Consider the following 19,527-nt stretch of genomic DNA (forward strand, 5'->3'; position numbering starts at 1 on the left):
GCAACGTACTCCTACGGGGATCTTGCTAGCAATAGCGTCTTGTAGAAAGCATCTTCATTCTGATTCTTGGATTCTAAATTCTTCTTCAAGCGTCTTGTCGGAAAAAGAATAAATCACTTGTGACAGTCTTCTCCTGTGGTCGCTGCTGTGCGTAGCTTACTTAAGAGGAGGGGTAGACGGAAAAAAGTGCAATTTCGACATGAAAATATGACAACCACACGAACATTTAACTCTTGGCTAACATGTACCAAACCTAATCCTCAGGCTTCAGTGCGTTTATTCTGCTTCCCGTATGCAGGTGGTAGTTCTATCATTTTTCGCACATGGGCTGAGAGTCTACCTAAAACTGTCGAAGTTTGCTCTATTGAACTTCCTGGACGAGGAACCCAAATGAAGTCAGCCCCATTTTCGCGGCTAAAACCTCTTGTGGGTGCGATCGCCCAAGCGCTGACAAGGAATCAGTTTGCTCCCGCCTTGCTTCCACATTTAAATAAGCCATTCGCCTTTTTTGGTCACAGCATGGGAGCGATCGTTAGTTTTGAGCTAGCCCGTTTACTCCGCAAACAGTATGGTCTTGAACCAGTACATATGTTTGTTTCCGGCCGCCGCGCTCCACAAATTCCCGATCCAGATTCACCTATCCATGCTCTAAGTGAACCTGAGTTCATAGAAGAACTACGCCGTCTCAATGGTACTCCCGAAGCACTGCTGGAAAATGCCGAATTAATGCAACTTCTTGTCCCAATTCTACGAGCAGACTTTGAAGTTCTAGAAACTTATGTCTATGCTACTGAGTCACCACTTGATTGTCCTATTACTGCTTTTGGTGGCTTACAGGATCAAGAGGTTAATTATGATGAACTTCAAGCTTGGCGCGAACAAACAAATGCTGTATTTTCACTACAGATGTTCAAAGGCGATCATTTCTTTTTACACTCAGCCCAATCACTCCTGCTACAGTCACTTTCTCAAGAACTACAGCAAATTACCAGTTCCATATAAAGAAGGGTTACGAATTTATCAAAATAGAATTCAGGAGTCAGGAGCCAGAATTCAGAATGAATTTTGTGCGAAAAAGCGGATGAATCAAGGGCGTTTTTGCACCCCCACGCTTATCGAACGCAAGAGCGTCTCTGAAAGAGAAGATTTAGTGGTCAATTTTCGTAGTGGCGGGTCTGAATCCCCACTGATTGATTCTGACTTCTGAATTCTTTTTCAAGAGTTTGGTCAGCCAGGGATATCTGGTACAAATGTAGATAATTTAGATGGAAAAATCCTTAATAATAAGCAAATTTTGAAGATTAGGGATATGTTTAGGTTAGGAATTGCTACTATTAGTGAGACTGCTAATCTTTATAAACTGCCGAAAGAGATTATTGAAATAATTATAGTTAAGAGGCAAAAATAAAAATATTTAATATCAACATGAGTGACTAAAAGTTTATTCTCTAAAACATGCTTTTGAAGTTTTAAAGTTGTTTCTTACAAGTATGAAATTGATATGGCAAGCCTAAATCATTATTAGAGGCTATTTACATTCTCTTTATTAATTACATAACTTGTTGTTGGCAAATCCCCATTTGCCTTGGTCAGACTTATGTTTATGGTATGAAGCGCAAATGACTGCTCCAGGGTTTGATGCCTATGGAGCTGCACTTGTGGACATTCCCGTGTTAGCGATCGCCAAATTGTTATCCAGTCGGGAACTCACTCTATTTCGGAACGATCCAAAAATTTGGACACCATTATCAATGGGGGCAGGATTAGCGATCGCTCCTTAACAAAAACTGCGAGTTAAGCCTGATACATTTCATTTTATCTCCATTTTTCTGAAGGAAATAAAAAATCCAGCTAACCAAGCTTACTTAACAAATGTGTAAACTGATGATTTCGATTAAACAGAGCAAAAAAAGCTAGGATAACAACGCCGATTGTCGCGATCGCTGTTCCTGATGCCTGTGCAAAAATAATCACAATCTGGTAGCGTATGGCATCATTAGGACTAGCCCCAGCGAGAATTTGACCAGTCATCATTCCTGGTAAGCTAACTAATCCCATCACCATCATTGAGTTAATAGTAGGAATCATTCCGGTTCTGAGGGCTTCTTTAATAGTTTGATGTGCAGCTTCCCAACGGGTTGCGCCAAGAGTCAGTAGCGCTTCTATTTCCCCACGGCGATTGGTCAAGTCTTCCATAAACCGATCTAAACTCAAAGATGTACCCGTGAGGGCATTACCCAACACCATACCCAAAAGGGGAATCAGATACTGAGGCTCATACCAAGGTTGGACGCGTAAAATACCGCTAACTACTATCCCCGTGACTAAAAAGGAACCGATTAAAAGCGAAATAAAATTATTCCAATAAATACTTGTAAACCGTCTACGTGTACGGTTAACACTAGATGCACCAGCTATAACCGTCATGCCCAAAGCCAAAAGTATTATCAATATAGGATTACTGAGAGTAAATACCCACTGCAATATATACCCCACTAATAACAACTGCACTACCATTCGTAGCGAGGCTATTCCTAGACTTTGCTCTAGCCCCAACTGCAAAGACAAGGAAAGCCCTATATTGATCAGAATAAACAAAGTCGCTAAAGCCAGTTGTCCGTAACTAATCTGGATATAATTAGTTTCCATCAATCTTTTTCCTTCAAGGTAATTTGACGGTTGGTAATGCGTGACAACTGGGTTGGGTCATGACTTGTCCAGAGATATGCCCGTTGTGGGTCTTCATTTTGCCAAGCTGCAACTAAAGATTCTAAATTTTGGGCAGTTCCAGCATCCAGTGAGGCAGTAGGTTCATCCAGTAGTAGTACTTTTGGTGAAAGTTGCAAAGCTCGTAAAAAGGCGACAATCTGTGCCTCACCACCAGAAATAGCACTAATCGGACGCTGCAAAAAGTCAGCCGTTTTATGCAAAAGATGCAGATAGTCTAAAATCAACTTGCGGTTGTAAACTTGATGGCGGTGAACTGCTAATCGATAAACTTGCTGGAGATTTGACTCTACAGTTCCTTCCCAAAGAGCTGGTCGTTGGTGCAAATAGATAACTTGAGAACGATAGCTGGGTATAAAGTGGGAATTCATCGACTGTCCCTGAAAAATAATTTGCCCTGCTTGTACTGGCTCAAGACCAGCTAATGCTCGTAGCAGTAAGCTTTTCCCAGAGCCAGAAGCACCTACCACCGCTACTCGCTCCCCTGGAAATAATTGAAAACTAAGGTGACTCCAAACCCACTGCTTCTCAAGTCTTCGACCTAAGTCTTGTACCGAGAGAATAGGGTTGTTGGCAGATAATTTTAGCTCAGAACTCTGACTAGTGATAAGTTGATCTTTCATTGCTGTTTCCAGAATCCTCAGATGCAGACACAAAAGTTCATAGCGGATGGTTTGACTCTATTTGGAATTTTGAAGAAAAACTGTTTGTTTGCCCTGCAGTTAACTTTCCCTTACGTCCTATCGGTACACACATTGGCGTTCCCAGAATCGGGTCAGGAATAATACGGCACTCTAACTCAAAAACCTCCTGAACCATTTGCTCACTCATCACTAGCTTTGGTTCTCCGGCAGCAAAAATTCGACCATCTTTGACAGCAATCAGATAATCAGCATAACGGCAAGCCTGATTTAAGTCATGCAATACCATGACAATCGTCCGTCCCTGACTTTGGTTAAACTCATACAACAAATCTAAAACTTCTATCTGGTGCGCCAAATCCAAAAAAGTAGTCGGCTCATCCAAAAGCAAAATATCTGTATCCTGTGCTAGCGCCATTGCAATCCAAGCTCGCTGTCGTTGTCCACCAGACAAAGTATCTAATGCTCTATCTGCCAACTCTAGTAAATTTGTAATTAAAAGTGCCTCCTGCACAATTGTTTGATCTTTGCCTGACCACTGCTGCAACCAATTTTGATAAGGGTAACGTCCTTGTGCTACCAAATCTCTGACTGTTAACCCTTCGGGTGCTACTGGCCCTTGGGGCAAAATACCCAACTGCTGCGCTACTTCCTTGGTGGAAAGCTTAAAAATTGAGGTGCTGTCAAGATATACTGTACCGTAAGATGGTTTGAGAAGTCTGGCCAGACCTCTTAACAAAGTTGATTTACCGCAACCATTAGCACCAACTAAAACACTAATTTGTCCGGTAGGAATGACCAAATTTAAATCTTTAATAATTGGCACACCATCATAAGCTAAAGACAGACTTTTAGTTGATAATCCTTTCATAGTTGATACCATTTTGAATCTTGAAAAACACATCAGGCAGATCGCGTAGCGTGTCGTAGACAAGGCAGAAGGGTAGGAGCGAGAAATTCTTTAATTTTGAATTTTGAATTTTGAATTTTGAATTTATTCGTCCCTTATTTTTTCCGGTTACGAATTAACAAAAACAGAAAATAAGGAGCGCCAATAGCAGCAGTTATCACCCCACAAGGAAGTTCTATAGGTGTAAACAACGTTCTTCCTAGCAAGTCTGCAACCACAACAATCACACCCCCTAACAATCCAGAAGTAGGAATTAACCCTTCATGATTTGTACCTACCAACTGTCTGCCTAAATGAGGTGCAATTAAACCGACAAAACCAATCATTCCGGCAGTAGCGACTCCTGCACCTGCTAAAGCTACACCTACCAGCACTAGTAAACCACGTTGCCATTCCACGCGAGTACCTAAACCTTTAGCGACATCATCTCCTAAATTTAAGGTGTTCAAATGTCTTGCCAATGTCAACGCCATCGGTACGAAAACAATCAACCAAGGTAAGAAGGAGAAGACTTGCTCCCAAGTGCGTCCGTAGACACTGCCAGCTAACCAAACCAAAGCATTACTAACGTCATAAATCTCGCCAAAGGTAATTATCAAGCTGGTGAATGCACTGGCGATCGCAGACAACCCCACACCCATTAAAATTAGTAAAATCGGTGAACTACCGTTATTCCAAGCCAGGGAGTAAATTAAAACAGCGATTAGCAAAGCACCTGCAAAGGCTGAAACAGGCAATGTATAAATTGGTGCTGATGGAAATAGGACAATTACTGTCACTGCTGCTAAACTCGCGCCAGCATTGATGCCAATAATACCAGGGTCAGCTAAGGAATTGCGTGTGAGACCTTGAAAGATCGTGCCAGAAATAGCAAACGCCACTCCTACCATAAAAGCGACAAGGGTACGGGGTAGCCGTAGGTCGTGAATCACGAAAGTATGGTCTGGGTTGCCCGTATCTAAACCAAATACAGTTTTGACGATATCCAAGGGCGAAATGGGATATTCACCTCTGCCCACATTCATCACCATCGCCACTACAATCACCACTGTTAAACATAACAGCATCAGTGGCACACGTCTGTCTATGCGAAAAGATATCACCTCGGAACGGATGACGAGCCAATCCAACTTCATTTCTTCACCTTTGACTTAGCCAAGTAGACAAAAAAGGGCGCACCAACCAGTGCTGTCATCACTCCCACAGGTAATTCCTGGGGTTTAAATAATACACGGGCGGTAATATCTGCAACCAAAAGTAAAGTTGCACCTACCACTGCGGAGTAAGGCAAAATCCAACGGTAATCAGCAAAGATGAAAAATCTTACGATATGGGGAACAACTAAGCCGATAAAGCCGATTGGCCCGGCAATAGCTACGGAACTTCCCGCCAGTAAAACAACGCTAATAGCCGTGATGATTTTCACCCAAGCAGTCTGTTGACCTAAGCCTTTTGCTATATCTTCACCGAGACTCATGGTAGTAATTTGTCTACCAAGGGCAAAAGCAACGATTAATCCAAGGGTGACGAAGGGCAGTGCTTGCAAGAACATATTGATATCGCGCCCAGCCAGTGAACCTGCTAACCAAAATCTAATTTCTTCTAAGGTGCGTTGACTGACGATAAGCACAGCAGTGGTGAGAGAAGAAATTAGAGCCGTGAGCGCCGCGCCTACTACTGTGAGATTCAATGGTGTAGCCCCTCCTTTTCCCAGAGAACCAAGGAAGTAGACTAACATCGCTGTGACTCCTGCACCCAAAAAGGCCACAATGGTTAAAACATTTAAGGATGAGCTGCCAAAAACAAAAATTGTGGCAACTACAGCCAATGCAGCCCCCGACTCAATACCCAAAATGCCTGGATCTGCTAAGGGGTTGCGCGTTAAACCTTGCATTAAAGCTCCGGAGACTGCCAAGGCTGATCCTACAAGGATAGCAATGAGCGATCGCGGTAATCTCACAGTTTGAATAACTAGGTGTTGGTATGACCCGTCAAAGGTAACAAAGGATGCCAAAATTTCTTCTACAGATATTTCTGCCGCGCCTAAAGTAACACTGTATACCAAGCAAATCAACAGGATAATCAGTGCCAAAACCAGACCAGCAAAGAGTGATAATTGGGGCTTTTTCCATTCTCTAGGCGACATTGTGGACGCTTTTGTCATTCTATTTGTGTATTCTCTCTACAGTTAATTGTTTCTTAGCCATCAGATTGATAATTTTGATCAAATATTTGGCTATTAAATTTCAAAAAGTAACTAAATATACATACAAATTTTTGGCTGAGTATTTTTTTGCTGTAGGATGATAAATTCAGATATTACTTTAAACTTATTGCAACTATTTTTCAACTCATTAGGTAAAAAACGAGAAACGTTGAACCCTCGTAAATTGGCAACGGTATTGTTAATAGAATTGGTAAGTAAGTCGGCACAATAAAACCAAACTGTGTGAAGAAAAGTAAAAAAGACTCAAACCCTCTCTGCTTTTGCTCCCTGATCCCTGCCCTCTGCCTTATTCCAACGATAATTATTTACGCCGACCTACTTATCCCTCTTCCATCACTCTAGGCAACGTAAAATCTGAAACCTTGATTTAACAATGCTTTTAGCGATTTATTAATGTTTGAAAATATTGGCAATATTTTGTTAGCAATAAAACGTGCTCCTCTCTATTTTTCCTATCTCTGTGTTCTTTGCGTCTGGAGTGGTAGCCTACGGCAAGCCTCTGCACGTCTACGTTTTTTTGATCGTTTATTTCTTAAAAATTCCTAAGTTAACTACCTGTGGAAAACTTGTGGAAAAACTTATGTACTTTTCCACAAAGTAATTATACTTAATTAAGTTTTGTCAGCAAAATCTCAAGTTTTTCAGAGATTTTTCCACAAAAAGTTAGATTTTTCCACAATCTAAGTTAGATTTAATCAAATTTTATACGTTACTTAATATTTTCGACTAATTATTCAGCCGTCAAGGCTAACGATCGCACTGCTGGTTGTGGAAAACTTAAAAGACATCTTCAGGATGGTTTTTGAGAACGGCTGTTCATATTGATGCGATCGCTCAATTCACGTAGAGTTTGTACTAAGGTGCGATCGCTCTCTTGAAGTTGGGTAATTTTATCGCAACTATAGATTACCGTTGTATGGTCTTTACCACCAAACTCCTCGCCAATTCTCGGCAAACTCAAGGCCGTGTGTTGGCGCATGAGATACATTCCTAATTGACGCGCCCAGCTAATCTCTCTTCGTCGTGAGTTACCTTTGAGGTCGTCTATTGAAACATTAAAATTATCCGCTACCACCTTTAAAATTGCTTCTGGGGTAGCTGCCATTTTCTCGTTAGGCGGTTCTAAAACTGGTGTAATATTTTCTACCGTCATCGGTAAGCCCCAAATAGAAATATAAGCCACCGCCCGAATTAGAGCTCCTTCTAATTCTCGAATATTAGAAGTATAGTTAGAAGCAATATACTCAATCACATTGCGGGGAAGATTAATATTTTCATCCTCAGCTTTTTTCTGCAAAATTGCCATTCTAGTTTCTAAATCCGGTTTTTGGATATCGGCAATTAAGCCCATAGAAAAACGAGAACAAAGACGTTCTTGCAAGCTAGGAATTTGGTTAGGCGGACGGTCGGAAGCAATGACAACTTGTTTACCAGCTTCATGTAAAGTATTAAAAGTATAAAAAAATTCCTCTTGGGTATATTCCTTCCCTTCCAGAAACTGAATATCATCCACTAATAAAACATCAGCAGCTCGGTAATGCTCTCGAAAACTTTGCATACTATCCTTACGAATGGCTGTAATTAAATCATTCGTAAACTGCTCAGTAGAAACATAAAATATTTTACAATTAGGAAAAATCGCATAGCGATAATGGCCAATAGCTTGCATAAGATGAGTTTTACCCAAGCCTACACCACCGCATAAAAATAAAGGATTAAACTCTTTCCCTGGAGATTCTGCAACTGCCAAAGAAGCAGCGTGAGCCATCCGATTGTTGGCACCAACTACAAACCGCGAAAAGACATATTTAGAGTTTAAGTCAGTAGTTTTATGATTGTGATTAGCAACAGCTTCAGAAATACTGCTGGAATTTGGTGATTCCCAAGCAACCTCTCGTTCACTAAAATGAGAAACTTCATCACCTTGAGCAACCGTGATGTAAATTTCCACAGGATGACCGAGAATATCTTGTACTACATGAGCAATGGTATTGATGTAATACTTCTGTAACCAATTACGAGCAAATGGGTTAGGAGTGCGGATAACCAAGCAATTATTTTCTAATCGCTCTGCACTAGCAGTTTTGATCCAAGTTTCAAAGGTAGGTCGGGATAGTTCAAGCTTTAGGCGCTCTAGTACCTGACTCCACAGACTTTCTATGGGAATTTCCATTATCCACCACCTTTGCTGCTAATCGTCACAATAGAAGAGAAAGCACTAATTTAGCATTGAGACACGCTAGACCTAAAATAAGCTTTTAAGTTGTAATCATTTTGGGACATACCCAGTAGGCAAGATCCTAACACCCACTGACTGACACGGAGAAGCAACGACAGATGAAGATAACAAACCATCACTCAGCGCCCAAAAAGATTGAAACCAGGGGCTTACCCCATAGGTTGTGGATGCTCTCATACGGGGTAGCAGTGGTGTTCCTGGGGAGCTGCTCTCTTCTACCTGCTAAGACCCTTGATAATCAGCAAGGCGATACTCAAGCCCAAAAAACAATAGAACCTAATCCGGTAATTGTCCCCCCGCCAATTTTTTCTTCGTCTGGAGATCCTAATTTTGTGGTGAAAGTAGTGCAAAATGTCGGACCTGCGGTAGTTCGCATTGATTCTTCCCGAACAATCACTTCTCGTGTACCAGACGAATTTAACGATCCATTTTTCCGGCGGTTTTTTGGAGAGGGAACCCCACAGCCTAGACAACGCGTAGAACGCGGTAGTGGCTCTGGATTTATTATTAATTCTTCAGGTCAAATTGTTACCAATGCCCATGTGGTAGATGGTGCTGATAGAGTGACTGTTATACTCAAAGATGGCCGGACTTTTGATGGGAAAGTTTTAGGTGAAGACCCAGTAACAGATGTGGCAACGATCAAAATTAATGCCAACAATCTGCCAACTCTATCTGTGGGTAACTCCGATGCCTTACAACCAGGAGAGGCTGTAATTGCCATTGGTAATCCATTAGGCTTGAATAATACTGTCACTTCTGGAATTATTAGTGCTACAGGGCGTTCTAGTAGCGATATCGGTGCTAGTGACAAGCGGGTTGATTACATCCAAACGGATGCTGCGATTAACCCTGGTAATTCCGGTGGCCCATTGCTCAATGCTCGTGGTCAAGTGGTTGCGATGAATACAGCGATTATCCGAGGCGCTCAAGGTTTGGGATTTGCTATACCCATTAATACTGTGCAAAGGATTGCTCAAGAATTAATTGCTAAAGGCAAGGTGGATCATCCTTATTTGGGTGTTCAGATGGTGACATTGACACCAGAAAATAAAGAAAGAATCAAAAATGTCGCAGGCGATCGCTTAAATATTACAGCAGATGACGGCGTTTTGCTAGTTGATATTGTGCCGCGATCGCCTGCATCTGTAGCTGGTTTACAAGTTGGTGATGTGATTAAAAGCATTAACAGTCAGCCTGTTACTAAAATTGAAGAAGTACAAAAGCTAGTAGAAAAGAGCAAAATCGGGACTAAATTACCAATGGAAGTGGAACGCAATGGGCAAATCGTCCAAGTAGGAGTCCAACCGGCTCCTTTGCCCGTCAAACGTGAAGGATGATATTTATCATTTGTCATTTGTCATTGGTCATTGGTCATTTGAAAAACAACTGACATACTCCACTCCCTCAATGCCCAATGCCCCATGCCCAATGCCCAATGCCCAATGCCCAATTCCCCATTCATAAAAGGAGTTTTATCATGACTGAATTAACGCCAATAATTCAATTAGGCAATCCAACATTGCGCCAAAAAGCTGCTTGGGTTGAAAATATTCAAGATGAGCAAATCCAAAAATTAATTGAAGACTTAATCGCCACTGTTGCTAAAGCTAACGGTGTGGGAATCGCTGCGCCTCAAGTAGCACAATCCTATCGTTTGTTTATTGTGGCTTCCCGTCCTAATGCCAGGTATCCCAATGCGCCAGAAATGGAACCTACTGCCATGATTAATCCCAAAATCATTGCTCATTCAACTGAAGTTGTCAAAGATTGGGAAGGTTGTTTAAGTGTTCCAGGAATTAGGGGGTTAGTTCCTCGGTATCAAGCTATTGAAGTGGAATATACTGACTCTCAAGGCAACTTACAAAAGCAAGAATTAACCGATTTTATCGCTCGGATTTTTCAACACGAATATGACCATCTCGACGGGATCGTATTTGTCGATCGCTTAGAGAATACTCTCGATATGATTACTGAGCAAGAATATCAACAACGAGTAGTTAACAAATAAATGGGAGTGGCGAGTGGGAAGTAGTGTATTAATTACGAATTACGAATTACGAATTACGAATTATTTAAGCGTGTGATTCGCAAACTTGCTCGCCCCGCCACAATTGATATAGTCGCGTTGCTGGCATAGTCATATATAAAACATCACCAACACCGAGCTTGCTTTCTAATAAATCCCAGCCGTGAAGGCTTTGGTAGTTTGTCTCTAAGTATAAAGGTACACAATCAGTAGACATAGCTACATCTTTGACCCACTGTTCGCAAAAGGTATGTGAAGGTGTAATCACAGTTGCAAAAGCCACCCAAAGACTATCCGCTGTGATGCCATTGCCGAGGATGCGTCCCCCTAGTGCAGCAGCAGCAAAAGCTGGGGCTGCTAGTTCAGCGGGACTCAGTACGGCCTCGAAGCCGAATAGCTGTTGTGCTATGCCAGCAAAATCAGGATCGGCATAATTAACAATCACTGGAATGGTGGGTGTTAAACCTTTGGCTTTGAGGGCAATTTCCAGATTGGTAGCATCATTGTTAGTAACAGTAAGCACTGCGGCGGCAGACTCTATATTGCTAGCTTTGAGTATTGTACGGAAGCTGGCATCACCTTGAATGACGGGGATACCTAGTTCGCGGGCGGTATTGATATATTTGTTGTTGGAGTCGGGTTCAACTACTACAACTTCATATCCACTGGCGTGGAGTTGCTGGACAATTCTCACCCCGATACCACTTAAGCCACAGACAATGTAGTGATATCGCTGGGGAATTCGGGCTGCATCCCAAAATTGCTTAAAGCGGCTTCCCAAGACAAAATCTGTGAGCATTGCATACCAAATACCAATCACCACTGCTCCAATCAGCATCATCACAACGGTAAATAACTTAACACTGTTAGGAGCATTTTCTACTACTTTGTCATTACCACCCGCTCCAGTAATCATGCCGACAGAAAAATATAGAGCATCGACAGGAGACAAACTCAACTCAGCCGACATATAGGTGAATGTAGCAATCAGAATAACCGCTAATAGTACAATAGCACCCATCAGTACCGATCGCCCGTGTTGCTGAAACAGCCTAAGATTAGTCAGGACTTTCAGCAGTTTTTTAATCAACGATCTCCGAGGAGAACGGATGCGGGGTTGGGTACCAATAATTAAGCGATCGCCCACTCTTATCTCTTGTCCAGATATGACAGCTGATACCAAATCCATCTCACCTTTTACTGGCAAGTAATAAATCAACATCCGCGATCGGTCTTCCCACAATTCACTCAGCTTTCGACCCTTCCAGAAGTGGTTTTCATCGATGTATTCTTCGTGAATCGGCCAAGTTTGCTCAAATAGTTTGATTTGTCCGATCGCTCGGTTTCCCAGCGCTGCAAAGGTGAATACGGGTGCTGCTAATCCTACAACACTCATACTCAAATGGTCTGGCAAACTTTGATCTAGGCGCTCTCCTAAGTTTGTATTATAAAAACGGTTGATAATCCGAATCTGCGGATTCAGCACCCGCGCTTGCATCATAATAGATAAATTCAGAGCATCTTTAGATCCAGCGATTACTAAAGTGTCTGCCTGTTGAATTCCTGCTGCTATCAGGGTAGAAGCTGCTTGTAAATCGCCAACAATCACATCTGGTGCTGTTTCGCCAGGGATAGATTGGTGATGAATACCAACAACGAAGGCTCCCTGCTGTCTCAGCAACCGAAAGGTTTTATATCCGGTAAGTCCTAAGCCACAAACAATAATTCTGGGTTTCATGAAACGGCAGCATTTTTTACAGGTCGGGCTGCATTTCTAGTTAGTTATTAATAATCTTGCCCACTTTCCTGGAATATAACTGTAGCTGACAACACGATTGTTTCAATTGGAGGCAGGGGGCAATAACAATTCAAAATTCAAAATTCAAAATTGTACCCTTACAGGGAAGCAAGCTAGCAAGAGCGTCTTGTAGAGAAGAGAGTTTCAGACGGGGATATAAAAAAGAGGGGGAAAGGGTAAGGGGGAAAGGGAAAAAGGATGAACAAGTCGCTATGCAGTCGGGCGAGGTTTTTACTAACCTATGACACAAGGATTATTTCGCTATGCAGTCGGGCGAGGTTTTTACCTTTCCCCCTTACCCCTTCCCTTTTCCCCCTTCTTCATAAAATAATCTAGAAAAATATGGCAATTTTTGTAGGTTGTGATACGCTATCTGCTTGAGAAGTGTGGAGGAGCCGAAAATGACTAAGCTGCGGGTGGGGTTACTGTTTGGCGGTCGTTCGGGAGAACATGAAGTTTCGATCAACTCAGCACGGGCGATCGCTAAAGCCTTGAGTGCAGAGGAAAATGCTAGTAAGTACGAAATACTGCCTTTTTACATTCAAAAAGATGGCCGCTGGCTGGCGGGAGAAGCACCCCAAAAGGTTTTAGCAACCGGCAGTCCGCTTCTGGAATCGGCAAAATCAACTTCTGAGGGAAATCTCACATCCAACCCTCAAGCCCAAACCCTGAGCAATTGGCAATCTCCCTCTCAAGTTTCCCAAGTGGATGTTTGGTTTCCCATTCTCCACGGCCCCAACGGTGAAGATGGGACAATTCAAGGGTTACTCACTTTGATGCAAGTCCCCTTTGTCGGTTCTGGGGTGTTAGGTTCGGCAATGGGAATGGATAAAATTGCCATGAAAATGGCTTTTGAGCAAGCGGGACTAGCACAGGTAAAATACAAGGCGGTAACTAGAGCGCAGGTTTGGTCTAATCCGTGCGTATTTCCGAAACTGTGTGATGAAATTGAGGCAACATTAGGTTATCCAGCTTTTGTCAAGCCTGCTAATTTGGGTTCATCAGTGGGTATTGCCAAAGTGCGATCGCGCCCAGAATTAGAAGCCGCTTTAGATAGTGCTGCCAGTTACGATCGCCGACTAGTTGTAGAAGCTGGTGTCGTCGCTAGAGAAGTCGAGTGTGCCGTTTTAGGTAACGATCAACCCCAAGCCTCTGTCATTGGAGAGATTACTTATGACAGCGATTTTTATGATTATGAAACCAAATATACTGAGGGTCTGGCAGATTTACTGATACCAGCACAGCTTCCAGATGCGATCGTTCGCCAAATCCAGGATATGGCTTTGCAAGCTTTTGCAGCAGTTGACGCTGCGGGGTTGGCAAGGGTAGATTTTTTCTATGTGGAAGCGACACAAGAAGTTTTGATTAACGAAATAAATACTTTACCAGGCTTTACTGCGACAAGTATGTATCCCCAACTCTGGGCCCATAGCGGAGTTCCCTTTCCAGAATTAGTTGATCGCTTAATTCAACTTGCTCTTGAAAGACATTCTCCTAGCTGAGAGAGGAAATAAGCGAATTGATTTCAGATTATTACGGCAAAAAGTCGCAATAAATACAGAACTTTCGCAAAATTTAGCCAGATTTTGTAGCATCTGTTTTACAAAAAAGCTACTTAAATCTAAATTTTGTTACGGATACCTGATGCTTGACTCCTCCAGTACAATTTATTGACTAGAGGGGTACAAATCTGAAAGTAATCATGAAAAAAAGTCAGAGTGTACAGCGCGAGCGAACCCATTTAAAAAGGGCTACTCCAGAGCTGACAAACAGGAAATCGAGACTAAAAAACAGCTCGAATGTTCTGATATATCTGGTTGCACATCATCCTTGGCTATTGTTAACTGGGTGTTTAGCCATGTTTCTGGGAGGTGGTGCCTTTGCCTTGTATAGCTTAGGTAATGCCGGCCAGGTAGCACAAGAAGAACCAGAAAAAATCCCAGTTATAGTTGAAGAACCAATCAGTCCGCCCTCTGAGAATAGCAATCCTACACCTTTATGGATGGTGGCTGCGATCGTCCTCAGCTGTGGTGGTGGTTCCTTGCTAATTTTCCGAGTGCTTAACCGCACAAAGCAACCGCAAAAAGTTCAAAAACAGGTTAATCGCCACCAGGTACGCTTGGCACAGAAGAATTACCAAAAATTGGAACCACAACTTCCCAAGAGTCAGCCAATTTTTGTATCACAGCCACAACTAATGCCCGTTATGCAGATGCAACCTAAAACAAAGCATCTGGTAACTGTTCTACCAGCAGAACACAAGCACCACCTGGATATGCGCACAGAACCTTTAGCAGACTTGATGGATCTTCGTAAAAATAGTTCATTGTCTGCTATTTTACGCCAGTATTAATACTACTGTAAAGTAAAATCCCGTTAAATTAATACTTTTTGCCAATTAGCTTGGCTTAGATTCCCGACTTTCTCTAAGATGTCGGGAATCTTGTTATGTACTAATAATTTATTTGCTATATAGCGGTTTAACTGCTTTTAAAAAGTTAGATATGAGCAATTATGAATATTTAAAAACTTGCCAAAATGGCAACCAGCTTTTGATTGTTCAAGTTAAATTGTATGAAGATAAACGACTTCAAGGATTTGATTATCAGGGACTACCACCTAAGCAAATTCTTTTTGTAAAACACTATTTACTAAGTGATTTACAAAAATAAAAAGCTATCTCTAACAATTATTTGTAGAGTATTTATCTCAGTAAATAAATTAATAATTAGGTTTGGCATTTGCTGCAACAGGAATATTAAATGCGTGCAGGCGTTGTTGTTGAACTACGCATTAGCCCCCAAATAGCGGGTAACGTCTGTATACATTCCTGTTCGCTTCAGCAGCAAATGGTAGAGTGGGAGTTTGAAAGCTGACTGATATGCTTCCTCCCACTCTCTTTTTATCGAAACAGAATTCAGGAGTCGGGAGCCAGAATTCAGAATTTAGGAGCTTAATGGTGCAGAAAAGTTTTTGGAGTCTCAAGTTGAGAAGACAGTAATACAGGAGAACTCAATTTATTGCTCTATCTGCGTTCGTTTTTTTTAGTGAAGCAGTGGCAGGTGGGGGACTCTTTCGAGGTAAGGTAGCTAATAGGTGAATTGGGAGGCGTTGATAACATAAACGTTCAATTTCGCGTAATCCTAATTGTAAAAAACTTAATCCCCGCAGACTATGCCAGTCGAGCATTTTGCGCCGAATCTTCACGCTAGACAACTAGAGCAACGGCAATCAGGGTGGCAGCAGCCACTTGTGCTATTGTTAAATATTGAGCGAGTTTTTCTTGGAACTTTGCTATTGCTATGGGGTCTTGTTTATGCAGTTTAAGCAAGAGCCGTATTTTTGGGTTGGTAAAAATCGTGCTTCAGCACTGGAGAGTTGAAATGCTGAACCAGCTTTGTCATTGGTAAAAGAACAAACATCATGATGATAGTTCTATCAAGCTGCCCAATTGAGCCATGAGTAATCAGTTTGCATTTGATGTTTTCCTGAGTTATAGCACAAGAGATAAGGCTGTTGTTCATAACCTGGCAGAGAGGCTAAAGAACGATGCTGTCCGGGTATGGCTTGATGCCTGGGTGATTGAACCGGGAGACTCAATACCGCTCAAAATTCAGCAGGGAGTAGAGCAGTCACGCACACTGCTGATGTGCATGTCGCCTAACTACTTTGAATCTGAATGGGGCAAGCTGGAACACCTATCACTTTTATTTCGCGATCCTACCAATACCCAACGTCGCTTCATTCCCATTTTGATTGCTGATTGTGAACCGCCCAACATTATTGCCCAGTTTCTCTACATCGACTGGCGCAATACATTGGATAAGGCTTACGACAAGCTTTTAGCTACATGCCGAGGGCGAGAAGTTGAGCCATCAGAATCTGCTCCGTCAAGGGACTCTATTATCCAAGAGTCAATAGTTCTTAAACAAGATGACGATGACAGCCCAATATATTTCATAGCTATTACTCCCGATGGCAAGACCGTTGTATCGGCGTCTCAGGATCATACCCTCAAGGTTTGGGATTTAGCTACTAGACAATGCCGAGCCACCTTTGCAGACCACACGGCTAGTGTGTCAGGAGTTGCGATTACTCCCGATGGCAAGACCGTTGTATCGGGGTCTAGGGATAAGACCCTCAAGGTTTGGGATTTAGCTACTGGACAATGCCGAGCCACGTTTGCAGGCCACACGGGTGATGTGTGGGCAGTTGCGATTACTCCCGATGGCAAGACCGTTGTATCGGGGTCTTGGGATGAGACCCTCAAGGTTTGGGATTTAGCTACTGGACAATGCCGAGCCACGTTTGCAGGCCACACGGGTGATGTGTGGGCAGTTGCGATTACTCCCGATGGCAAGACCGTTGTATCGGGGTCTTGGGATGAGACCCTCAAGGTTTGGGATTTAGCTACTGGACAATGCCGAGCCACGTTTGCAGGCCACACGGATGTTGTGTGGACAGTTGCGATTACTCCCGATGGTAAGACCGTTGTATCGGGGTCTAGGGATAAGACCCTCAAGGTTTGGAATTTAGCTACTGGACAATGCCAAGCCACGCTTGAAGGCCACACAGAAGATGTGGACGTAGTTGCGATTACTCCCGATGGCAAGACCGTTGTATCGGGGTCTAGGGATAAGACCCTCAAGGTTTGGGATTTAGCTACTGGACAATGCCGAGCCACGTTTGCAGTCCACACGGGTGATGTGTACGGAGTTGCGATTACTCCCGATGGCAAAACCATTATATCGAGTTCGGCAGGAACGCTGAGGATTTGGCAACTACCTGAGTCTGATAGTTTAAGCGAAGCTACTCTCGGAACGCGCTACACTAATGCCAAAGTCATTTTGGCGGGGGATACCGGCGTCGGCAAATCTGGGCTAGCTCTGCGCCTCACCCGTAACACCTTTGAACCGACAATCTCCACTGATGCTCACTGGGCCTCTCAGTTCAAGCTATCCCAAGACACCAACACCTCAAATACCGCCCGCGAGATTTGGCTATGGGACTTTGCCGGACAGCCCGACTATCGCCTTATCCATCAGCTATTTATGGATGAAACCCAGCTAGCGGTACTGGTGTTTAATCCCCAGCAAGAAAATCCCTTTGAAGGGCTAGGACAGTGGGACAGCGACTTAGAAAAAGCGTCTCGTCGCGCTTTCAAAAAGCTGCTGGTTGCGGGTCGCTGTGACCGAGGTGGCTTGATGGTCAGCAAAAAGGGCATTGAGGAATTTCAAAAAGAGCGAGGCTTTGCCACTTACCTGGAAACCAGTGCTCAAACGGGTGCTGGTTGCGACGACCTCCTCCAGTCCATTATCAAAAACATCGATTGGGATTCTATCCCCTGGACAGCGACAACCCAAACGTTCAAAACCCTAAAAGAGGAAATCATCAAGCTGAGGGACGAAGATAAGGTTCTGCTCCGCATGGCGGAACTCAAGCAGCAGTTTGAACTCCGTTTGCCGAATCAATCCTTCACGATTCAAGAGCTACGGGCCGTTGTCAGTCTGCTGGCTGGCCCAGGATTAGTTTGGAAGCTTGAGTTTGGCGATTTTGTGCTGCTTCAGCCCGAACGCATCAACGCTTATGCCTCAGCCTTGGTGCGTAAGGTTCGCCAACACCCCGAAGAAATTGGCTGCATCCTGGAGCGAGACATCCTCGACGCCAATTTGGATTTTCAAGACATGAAGCGGCTACCCCCTGACGACGAAGCCATTGTACTGCGGGCAATGCATCAAACCCTGGTAAATTATGGCATCTGCTTAAGAGAAGAAACCGAACAGGGAACGCAACTCGTATTGCCGTCATTCTTCAAACGCGAACGTCCTGATCTGGAAGATCATCCCGCCCCGATCGTCAGCTATCGGTTTAAGGGGGGGATCGAAGAGATTTATGCAACCCTGGTGGTGCGCCTGTATCATACGTCAGCCTTTAACAATGACCGTCTCTGGAAATTTGCCGCCGACTTCAAAACTCACACAGGTCAGCAAATTGGCTTTAAGTTGACAAAGAAGCGGGAAGGCTCGGCAGAGTTAATGGTCTACTGTAACCCTGAAATTTCCATCGACACTAAAGTCACATTTATTCGATACGTCCATGAGCACCTATTCCAAAAAGCTACGGACGTGCATCGCGATCGCCATTATGTTTGCCTCGACTGTAGCACCCCTGTCGAAAATTTCAAAGCGGTTCAGAGACGCTTAGAAGAAGGCAGAAAAGACATTCCCTGCGTCTATTGTGAGAAGCGAGTTCCCCTTTGGGACTTAATTGAGGAAAAATTTGCCTCACCGGAGTTCCAAGAGCAAGTCCGTAAACTAGAAGCTCAATCCCAAGCCGGGATTGATAACCAAAGCAGAGAACTGATTTTGATGGGACATGCCTATGCGATTGCTGGGGAGGCAGGACAAATCTTTCGCCAAATCTCAAACTCTGACTGGGGCATTGATGGTGAGATCGAATTCAAAAACGACCAAGGAGAAGCCAGTGGCAAGCGAGTTTATCTGCAGCTTAAGTCTGGTGACTCGTATCTATATAAGCGCAAAAGAGACGGTAAAGAGATTTTCACCATTAAAAACCCACGCCACGCTCAATACTGGCATCCCGACAGCCAAAATTATCCGGTGATGCTTGTCATCCGTACTTCGGATCAACAAATCCGTTGGATGAATGTATCTGACTATCTAGCAAAGCACGGCAAACGAAAAAGGCAAATTGAATTTGACGGTGAACCATTTACGGCTTTGAATCTGGTGAATCAACGTAATCGTTTGTTGGCTTAGTATAGTTTTGCGTAAAAGCGTAGCGTTTTTAATGCAGGGGGATGCATTGGCATTGCAAGGGCACGCATTAACATTGTATCGGGATGCAATGGCATTGCAGGGGCACGCATTAACATTGTATCGGGATGCATTGGCATTGCAGAGGGACGCATTAACATTGTATTGGGATGCATTGGC

The 19,527-nt window shown here is 43.3% G+C and carries 15 protein-coding genes and 2 pseudogenes; 8 read left to right on the top strand and 9 right to left on the bottom strand.

Annotated elements, in window-relative coordinates; genetic code table 11:
* Positions 1 to 207: 207 nt before the first annotated feature.
* On the top strand, positions 208 to 1,002 hold the full coding sequence (locus HWQ58_RS19540) for a thioesterase II family protein (RefSeq protein ID WP_292866141.1): 795 nt from the start codon (positions 208 to 210) through the stop codon (positions 1,000 to 1,002).
* 551 nt (positions 1,003 to 1,553) lie between these two features.
* Positions 1,554 to 1,685: pseudogene (locus tag HWQ58_RS19545) on the top strand (penicillin acylase family protein); the annotation flags it as partial.
* Between the two features lie 166 nt (positions 1,686 to 1,851).
* On the opposite strand, the gene fetB reads toward HWQ58_RS19545, so the two are convergent.
* The 6 genes from fetB to dnaA all read right to left on the bottom strand — a co-directional run bounded on the left by fetB (position 1,852) and on the right by dnaA (position 8,678).
* On the bottom strand, positions 1,852 to 2,649 hold the full coding sequence (gene fetB, locus HWQ58_RS19550; protein WP_292866144.1) for an iron export ABC transporter permease subunit FetB: 798 nt from the start codon (positions 2,647 to 2,649) through the stop codon (positions 1,852 to 1,854).
* Positions 2,649 to 3,350, bottom strand: a complete 702-nt coding sequence (locus HWQ58_RS19555) for an ATP-binding cassette domain-containing protein (protein WP_292866147.1) — start codon at positions 3,348 to 3,350, stop codon at positions 2,649 to 2,651. Before HWQ58_RS19555 ends, fetB begins: the two co-directional genes overlap by 1 nt.
* 37 nt (positions 3,351 to 3,387) lie before the next feature.
* Positions 3,388 to 4,239: an ABC transporter ATP-binding protein gene (locus HWQ58_RS19560; protein WP_292866150.1), complete on the bottom strand. Its 852-nt coding sequence runs from the start codon at positions 4,237 to 4,239 to the stop codon at positions 3,388 to 3,390.
* A 134-nt stretch (positions 4,240 to 4,373) separates the two neighbouring features.
* A complete protein-coding gene (locus HWQ58_RS19565; RefSeq protein WP_292866153.1) occupies positions 4,374 to 5,414 on the bottom strand; it encodes an iron ABC transporter permease in 1,041 nt (346 codons plus the stop codon).
* Positions 5,411 to 6,442 carry an iron ABC transporter permease gene (locus HWQ58_RS19570; protein ID WP_292866156.1) on the bottom strand — a complete coding sequence of 344 codons (1,032 nt, stop codon included), beginning with the start codon at positions 6,440 to 6,442 and terminating at the stop codon, positions 5,411 to 5,413. Before HWQ58_RS19570 ends, HWQ58_RS19565 begins: the two co-directional genes overlap by 4 nt.
* A gap of 853 nt (positions 6,443 to 7,295) precedes the next feature.
* The gene (gene dnaA / locus HWQ58_RS19575; protein ID WP_292866159.1) at positions 7,296 to 8,678 is read right to left on the bottom strand and encodes a chromosomal replication initiator protein DnaA; all 1,383 of its coding nucleotides are present in this window, start codon (positions 8,676 to 8,678) and stop codon (positions 7,296 to 7,298) included.
* A 164-nt stretch (positions 8,679 to 8,842) separates the two neighbouring features.
* On the opposite strand from dnaA, the gene HWQ58_RS19580 reads away from it, so the two are divergent.
* Both HWQ58_RS19580 and def read left to right on the top strand, forming a co-directional pair.
* Complete coding sequence (locus tag HWQ58_RS19580; protein ID WP_292866161.1) at positions 8,843 to 10,084, top strand: HhoA/HhoB/HtrA family serine endopeptidase; 1,242 nt, start codon at positions 8,843 to 8,845, stop codon at positions 10,082 to 10,084.
* A gap of 140 nt (positions 10,085 to 10,224) precedes the next feature.
* Positions 10,225 to 10,755 (top strand): peptide deformylase, encoded by a 531-nt coding sequence (def, locus tag HWQ58_RS19585; protein ID WP_292866164.1) that lies wholly within the window; start codon positions 10,225 to 10,227, stop codon positions 10,753 to 10,755.
* 64 nt (positions 10,756 to 10,819) lie between these two features.
* On the opposite strand, the gene HWQ58_RS19590 is transcribed toward def, so the two are convergent.
* Positions 10,820 to 12,511 (bottom strand): NAD-binding protein, encoded by a 1,692-nt coding sequence (locus tag HWQ58_RS19590; protein ID WP_292866167.1) that lies wholly within the window; start codon positions 12,509 to 12,511, stop codon positions 10,820 to 10,822.
* A gap of 461 nt (positions 12,512 to 12,972) precedes the next feature.
* On the opposite strand from HWQ58_RS19590, the gene HWQ58_RS19595 reads away from it, so the two are divergent.
* From HWQ58_RS19595 to HWQ58_RS19605, 3 genes are all read left to right on the top strand, one after another.
* A complete protein-coding gene (locus tag HWQ58_RS19595) occupies positions 12,973 to 14,073 on the top strand; it encodes a D-alanine--D-alanine ligase family protein (RefSeq protein ID WP_292866170.1) in 1,101 nt (366 codons plus the stop codon).
* 356 nt (positions 14,074 to 14,429) lie between these two features.
* On the top strand, positions 14,430 to 14,924 hold the full coding sequence (locus HWQ58_RS19600; RefSeq protein ID WP_292866173.1) for a hypothetical protein: 495 nt from the start codon (positions 14,430 to 14,432) through the stop codon (positions 14,922 to 14,924).
* A gap of 151 nt (positions 14,925 to 15,075) precedes the next feature.
* Positions 15,076 to 15,243 (top strand): hypothetical protein, encoded by a 168-nt coding sequence (locus HWQ58_RS19605; RefSeq protein ID WP_292866176.1) that lies wholly within the window; start codon positions 15,076 to 15,078, stop codon positions 15,241 to 15,243.
* 345 nt (positions 15,244 to 15,588) lie between these two features.
* Here the strand turns inward: HWQ58_RS19605 and HWQ58_RS19610 are convergent.
* Positions 15,589 to 15,821: pseudogene (locus HWQ58_RS19610) on the bottom strand (IS4 family transposase); the annotation flags it as partial.
* Between the two features lie 208 nt (positions 15,822 to 16,029).
* Between HWQ58_RS19610 and HWQ58_RS19615 the strand changes: the two are divergent.
* Positions 16,030 to 19,350, top strand: coding sequence for a TIR domain-containing protein (locus tag HWQ58_RS19615; protein ID WP_292866179.1), 3,321 nt, complete (start codon positions 16,030 to 16,032; stop codon positions 19,348 to 19,350).
* On the opposite strand, the gene HWQ58_RS19620 is transcribed toward HWQ58_RS19615, so the two are convergent.
* On the bottom strand, positions 19,347 to 19,527 hold a 181-nt coding region (locus HWQ58_RS19620), incomplete at its 5' end, for a hypothetical protein (protein ID WP_292866182.1). The two genes, HWQ58_RS19615 and HWQ58_RS19620, sit on opposite strands and share 4 nt — an antisense overlap.

Source organism: Nostoc sp. LPT (assembly GCF_017115165.1).
GTDB lineage: Bacteria > Cyanobacteriota > Cyanobacteriia > Cyanobacteriales > Nostocaceae > Nostoc.

Excerpts from the sequence above, each read along its gene's own strand:
- HWQ58_RS19540 (WP_292866141.1), top strand. The coding sequence starts at position 208 with ATGACAACCACACGAACATTTAACTCTTGGCTAACATGTACCAAACCT.
- fetB (WP_292866144.1), bottom strand. The coding sequence starts at position 2,649 with ATGGAAACTAATTATATCCAGATTAGTTACGGACAACTGGCTTTAGCG.
- HWQ58_RS19555 (WP_292866147.1), bottom strand. The coding sequence starts at position 3,350 with ATGAAAGATCAACTTATCACTAGTCAGAGTTCTGAGCTAAAATTATCT.
- HWQ58_RS19560 (WP_292866150.1), bottom strand. The coding sequence starts at position 4,239 with ATGAAAGGATTATCAACTAAAAGTCTGTCTTTAGCTTATGATGGTGTG.
- HWQ58_RS19565 (WP_292866153.1), bottom strand. The coding sequence starts at position 5,414 with ATGAAGTTGGATTGGCTCGTCATCCGTTCCGAGGTGATATCTTTTCGC.
- HWQ58_RS19570 (WP_292866156.1), bottom strand. The coding sequence starts at position 6,442 with ATGACAAAAGCGTCCACAATGTCGCCTAGAGAATGGAAAAAGCCCCAA.
- dnaA (WP_292866159.1), bottom strand. The coding sequence starts at position 8,678 with ATGGAAATTCCCATAGAAAGTCTGTGGAGTCAGGTACTAGAGCGCCTA.
- HWQ58_RS19580 (WP_292866161.1), top strand. The coding sequence starts at position 8,843 with ATGAAGATAACAAACCATCACTCAGCGCCCAAAAAGATTGAAACCAGG.
- def (WP_292866164.1), top strand. The coding sequence starts at position 10,225 with ATGACTGAATTAACGCCAATAATTCAATTAGGCAATCCAACATTGCGC.
- HWQ58_RS19590 (WP_292866167.1), bottom strand. The coding sequence starts at position 12,511 with ATGAAACCCAGAATTATTGTTTGTGGCTTAGGACTTACCGGATATAAA.
- HWQ58_RS19595 (WP_292866170.1), top strand. The coding sequence starts at position 12,973 with ATGACTAAGCTGCGGGTGGGGTTACTGTTTGGCGGTCGTTCGGGAGAA.
- HWQ58_RS19600 (WP_292866173.1), top strand. The coding sequence starts at position 14,430 with ATGTTTCTGGGAGGTGGTGCCTTTGCCTTGTATAGCTTAGGTAATGCC.
- HWQ58_RS19605 (WP_292866176.1), top strand. The coding sequence starts at position 15,076 with ATGAGCAATTATGAATATTTAAAAACTTGCCAAAATGGCAACCAGCTT.
- HWQ58_RS19615 (WP_292866179.1), top strand. The coding sequence starts at position 16,030 with ATGAGTAATCAGTTTGCATTTGATGTTTTCCTGAGTTATAGCACAAGA.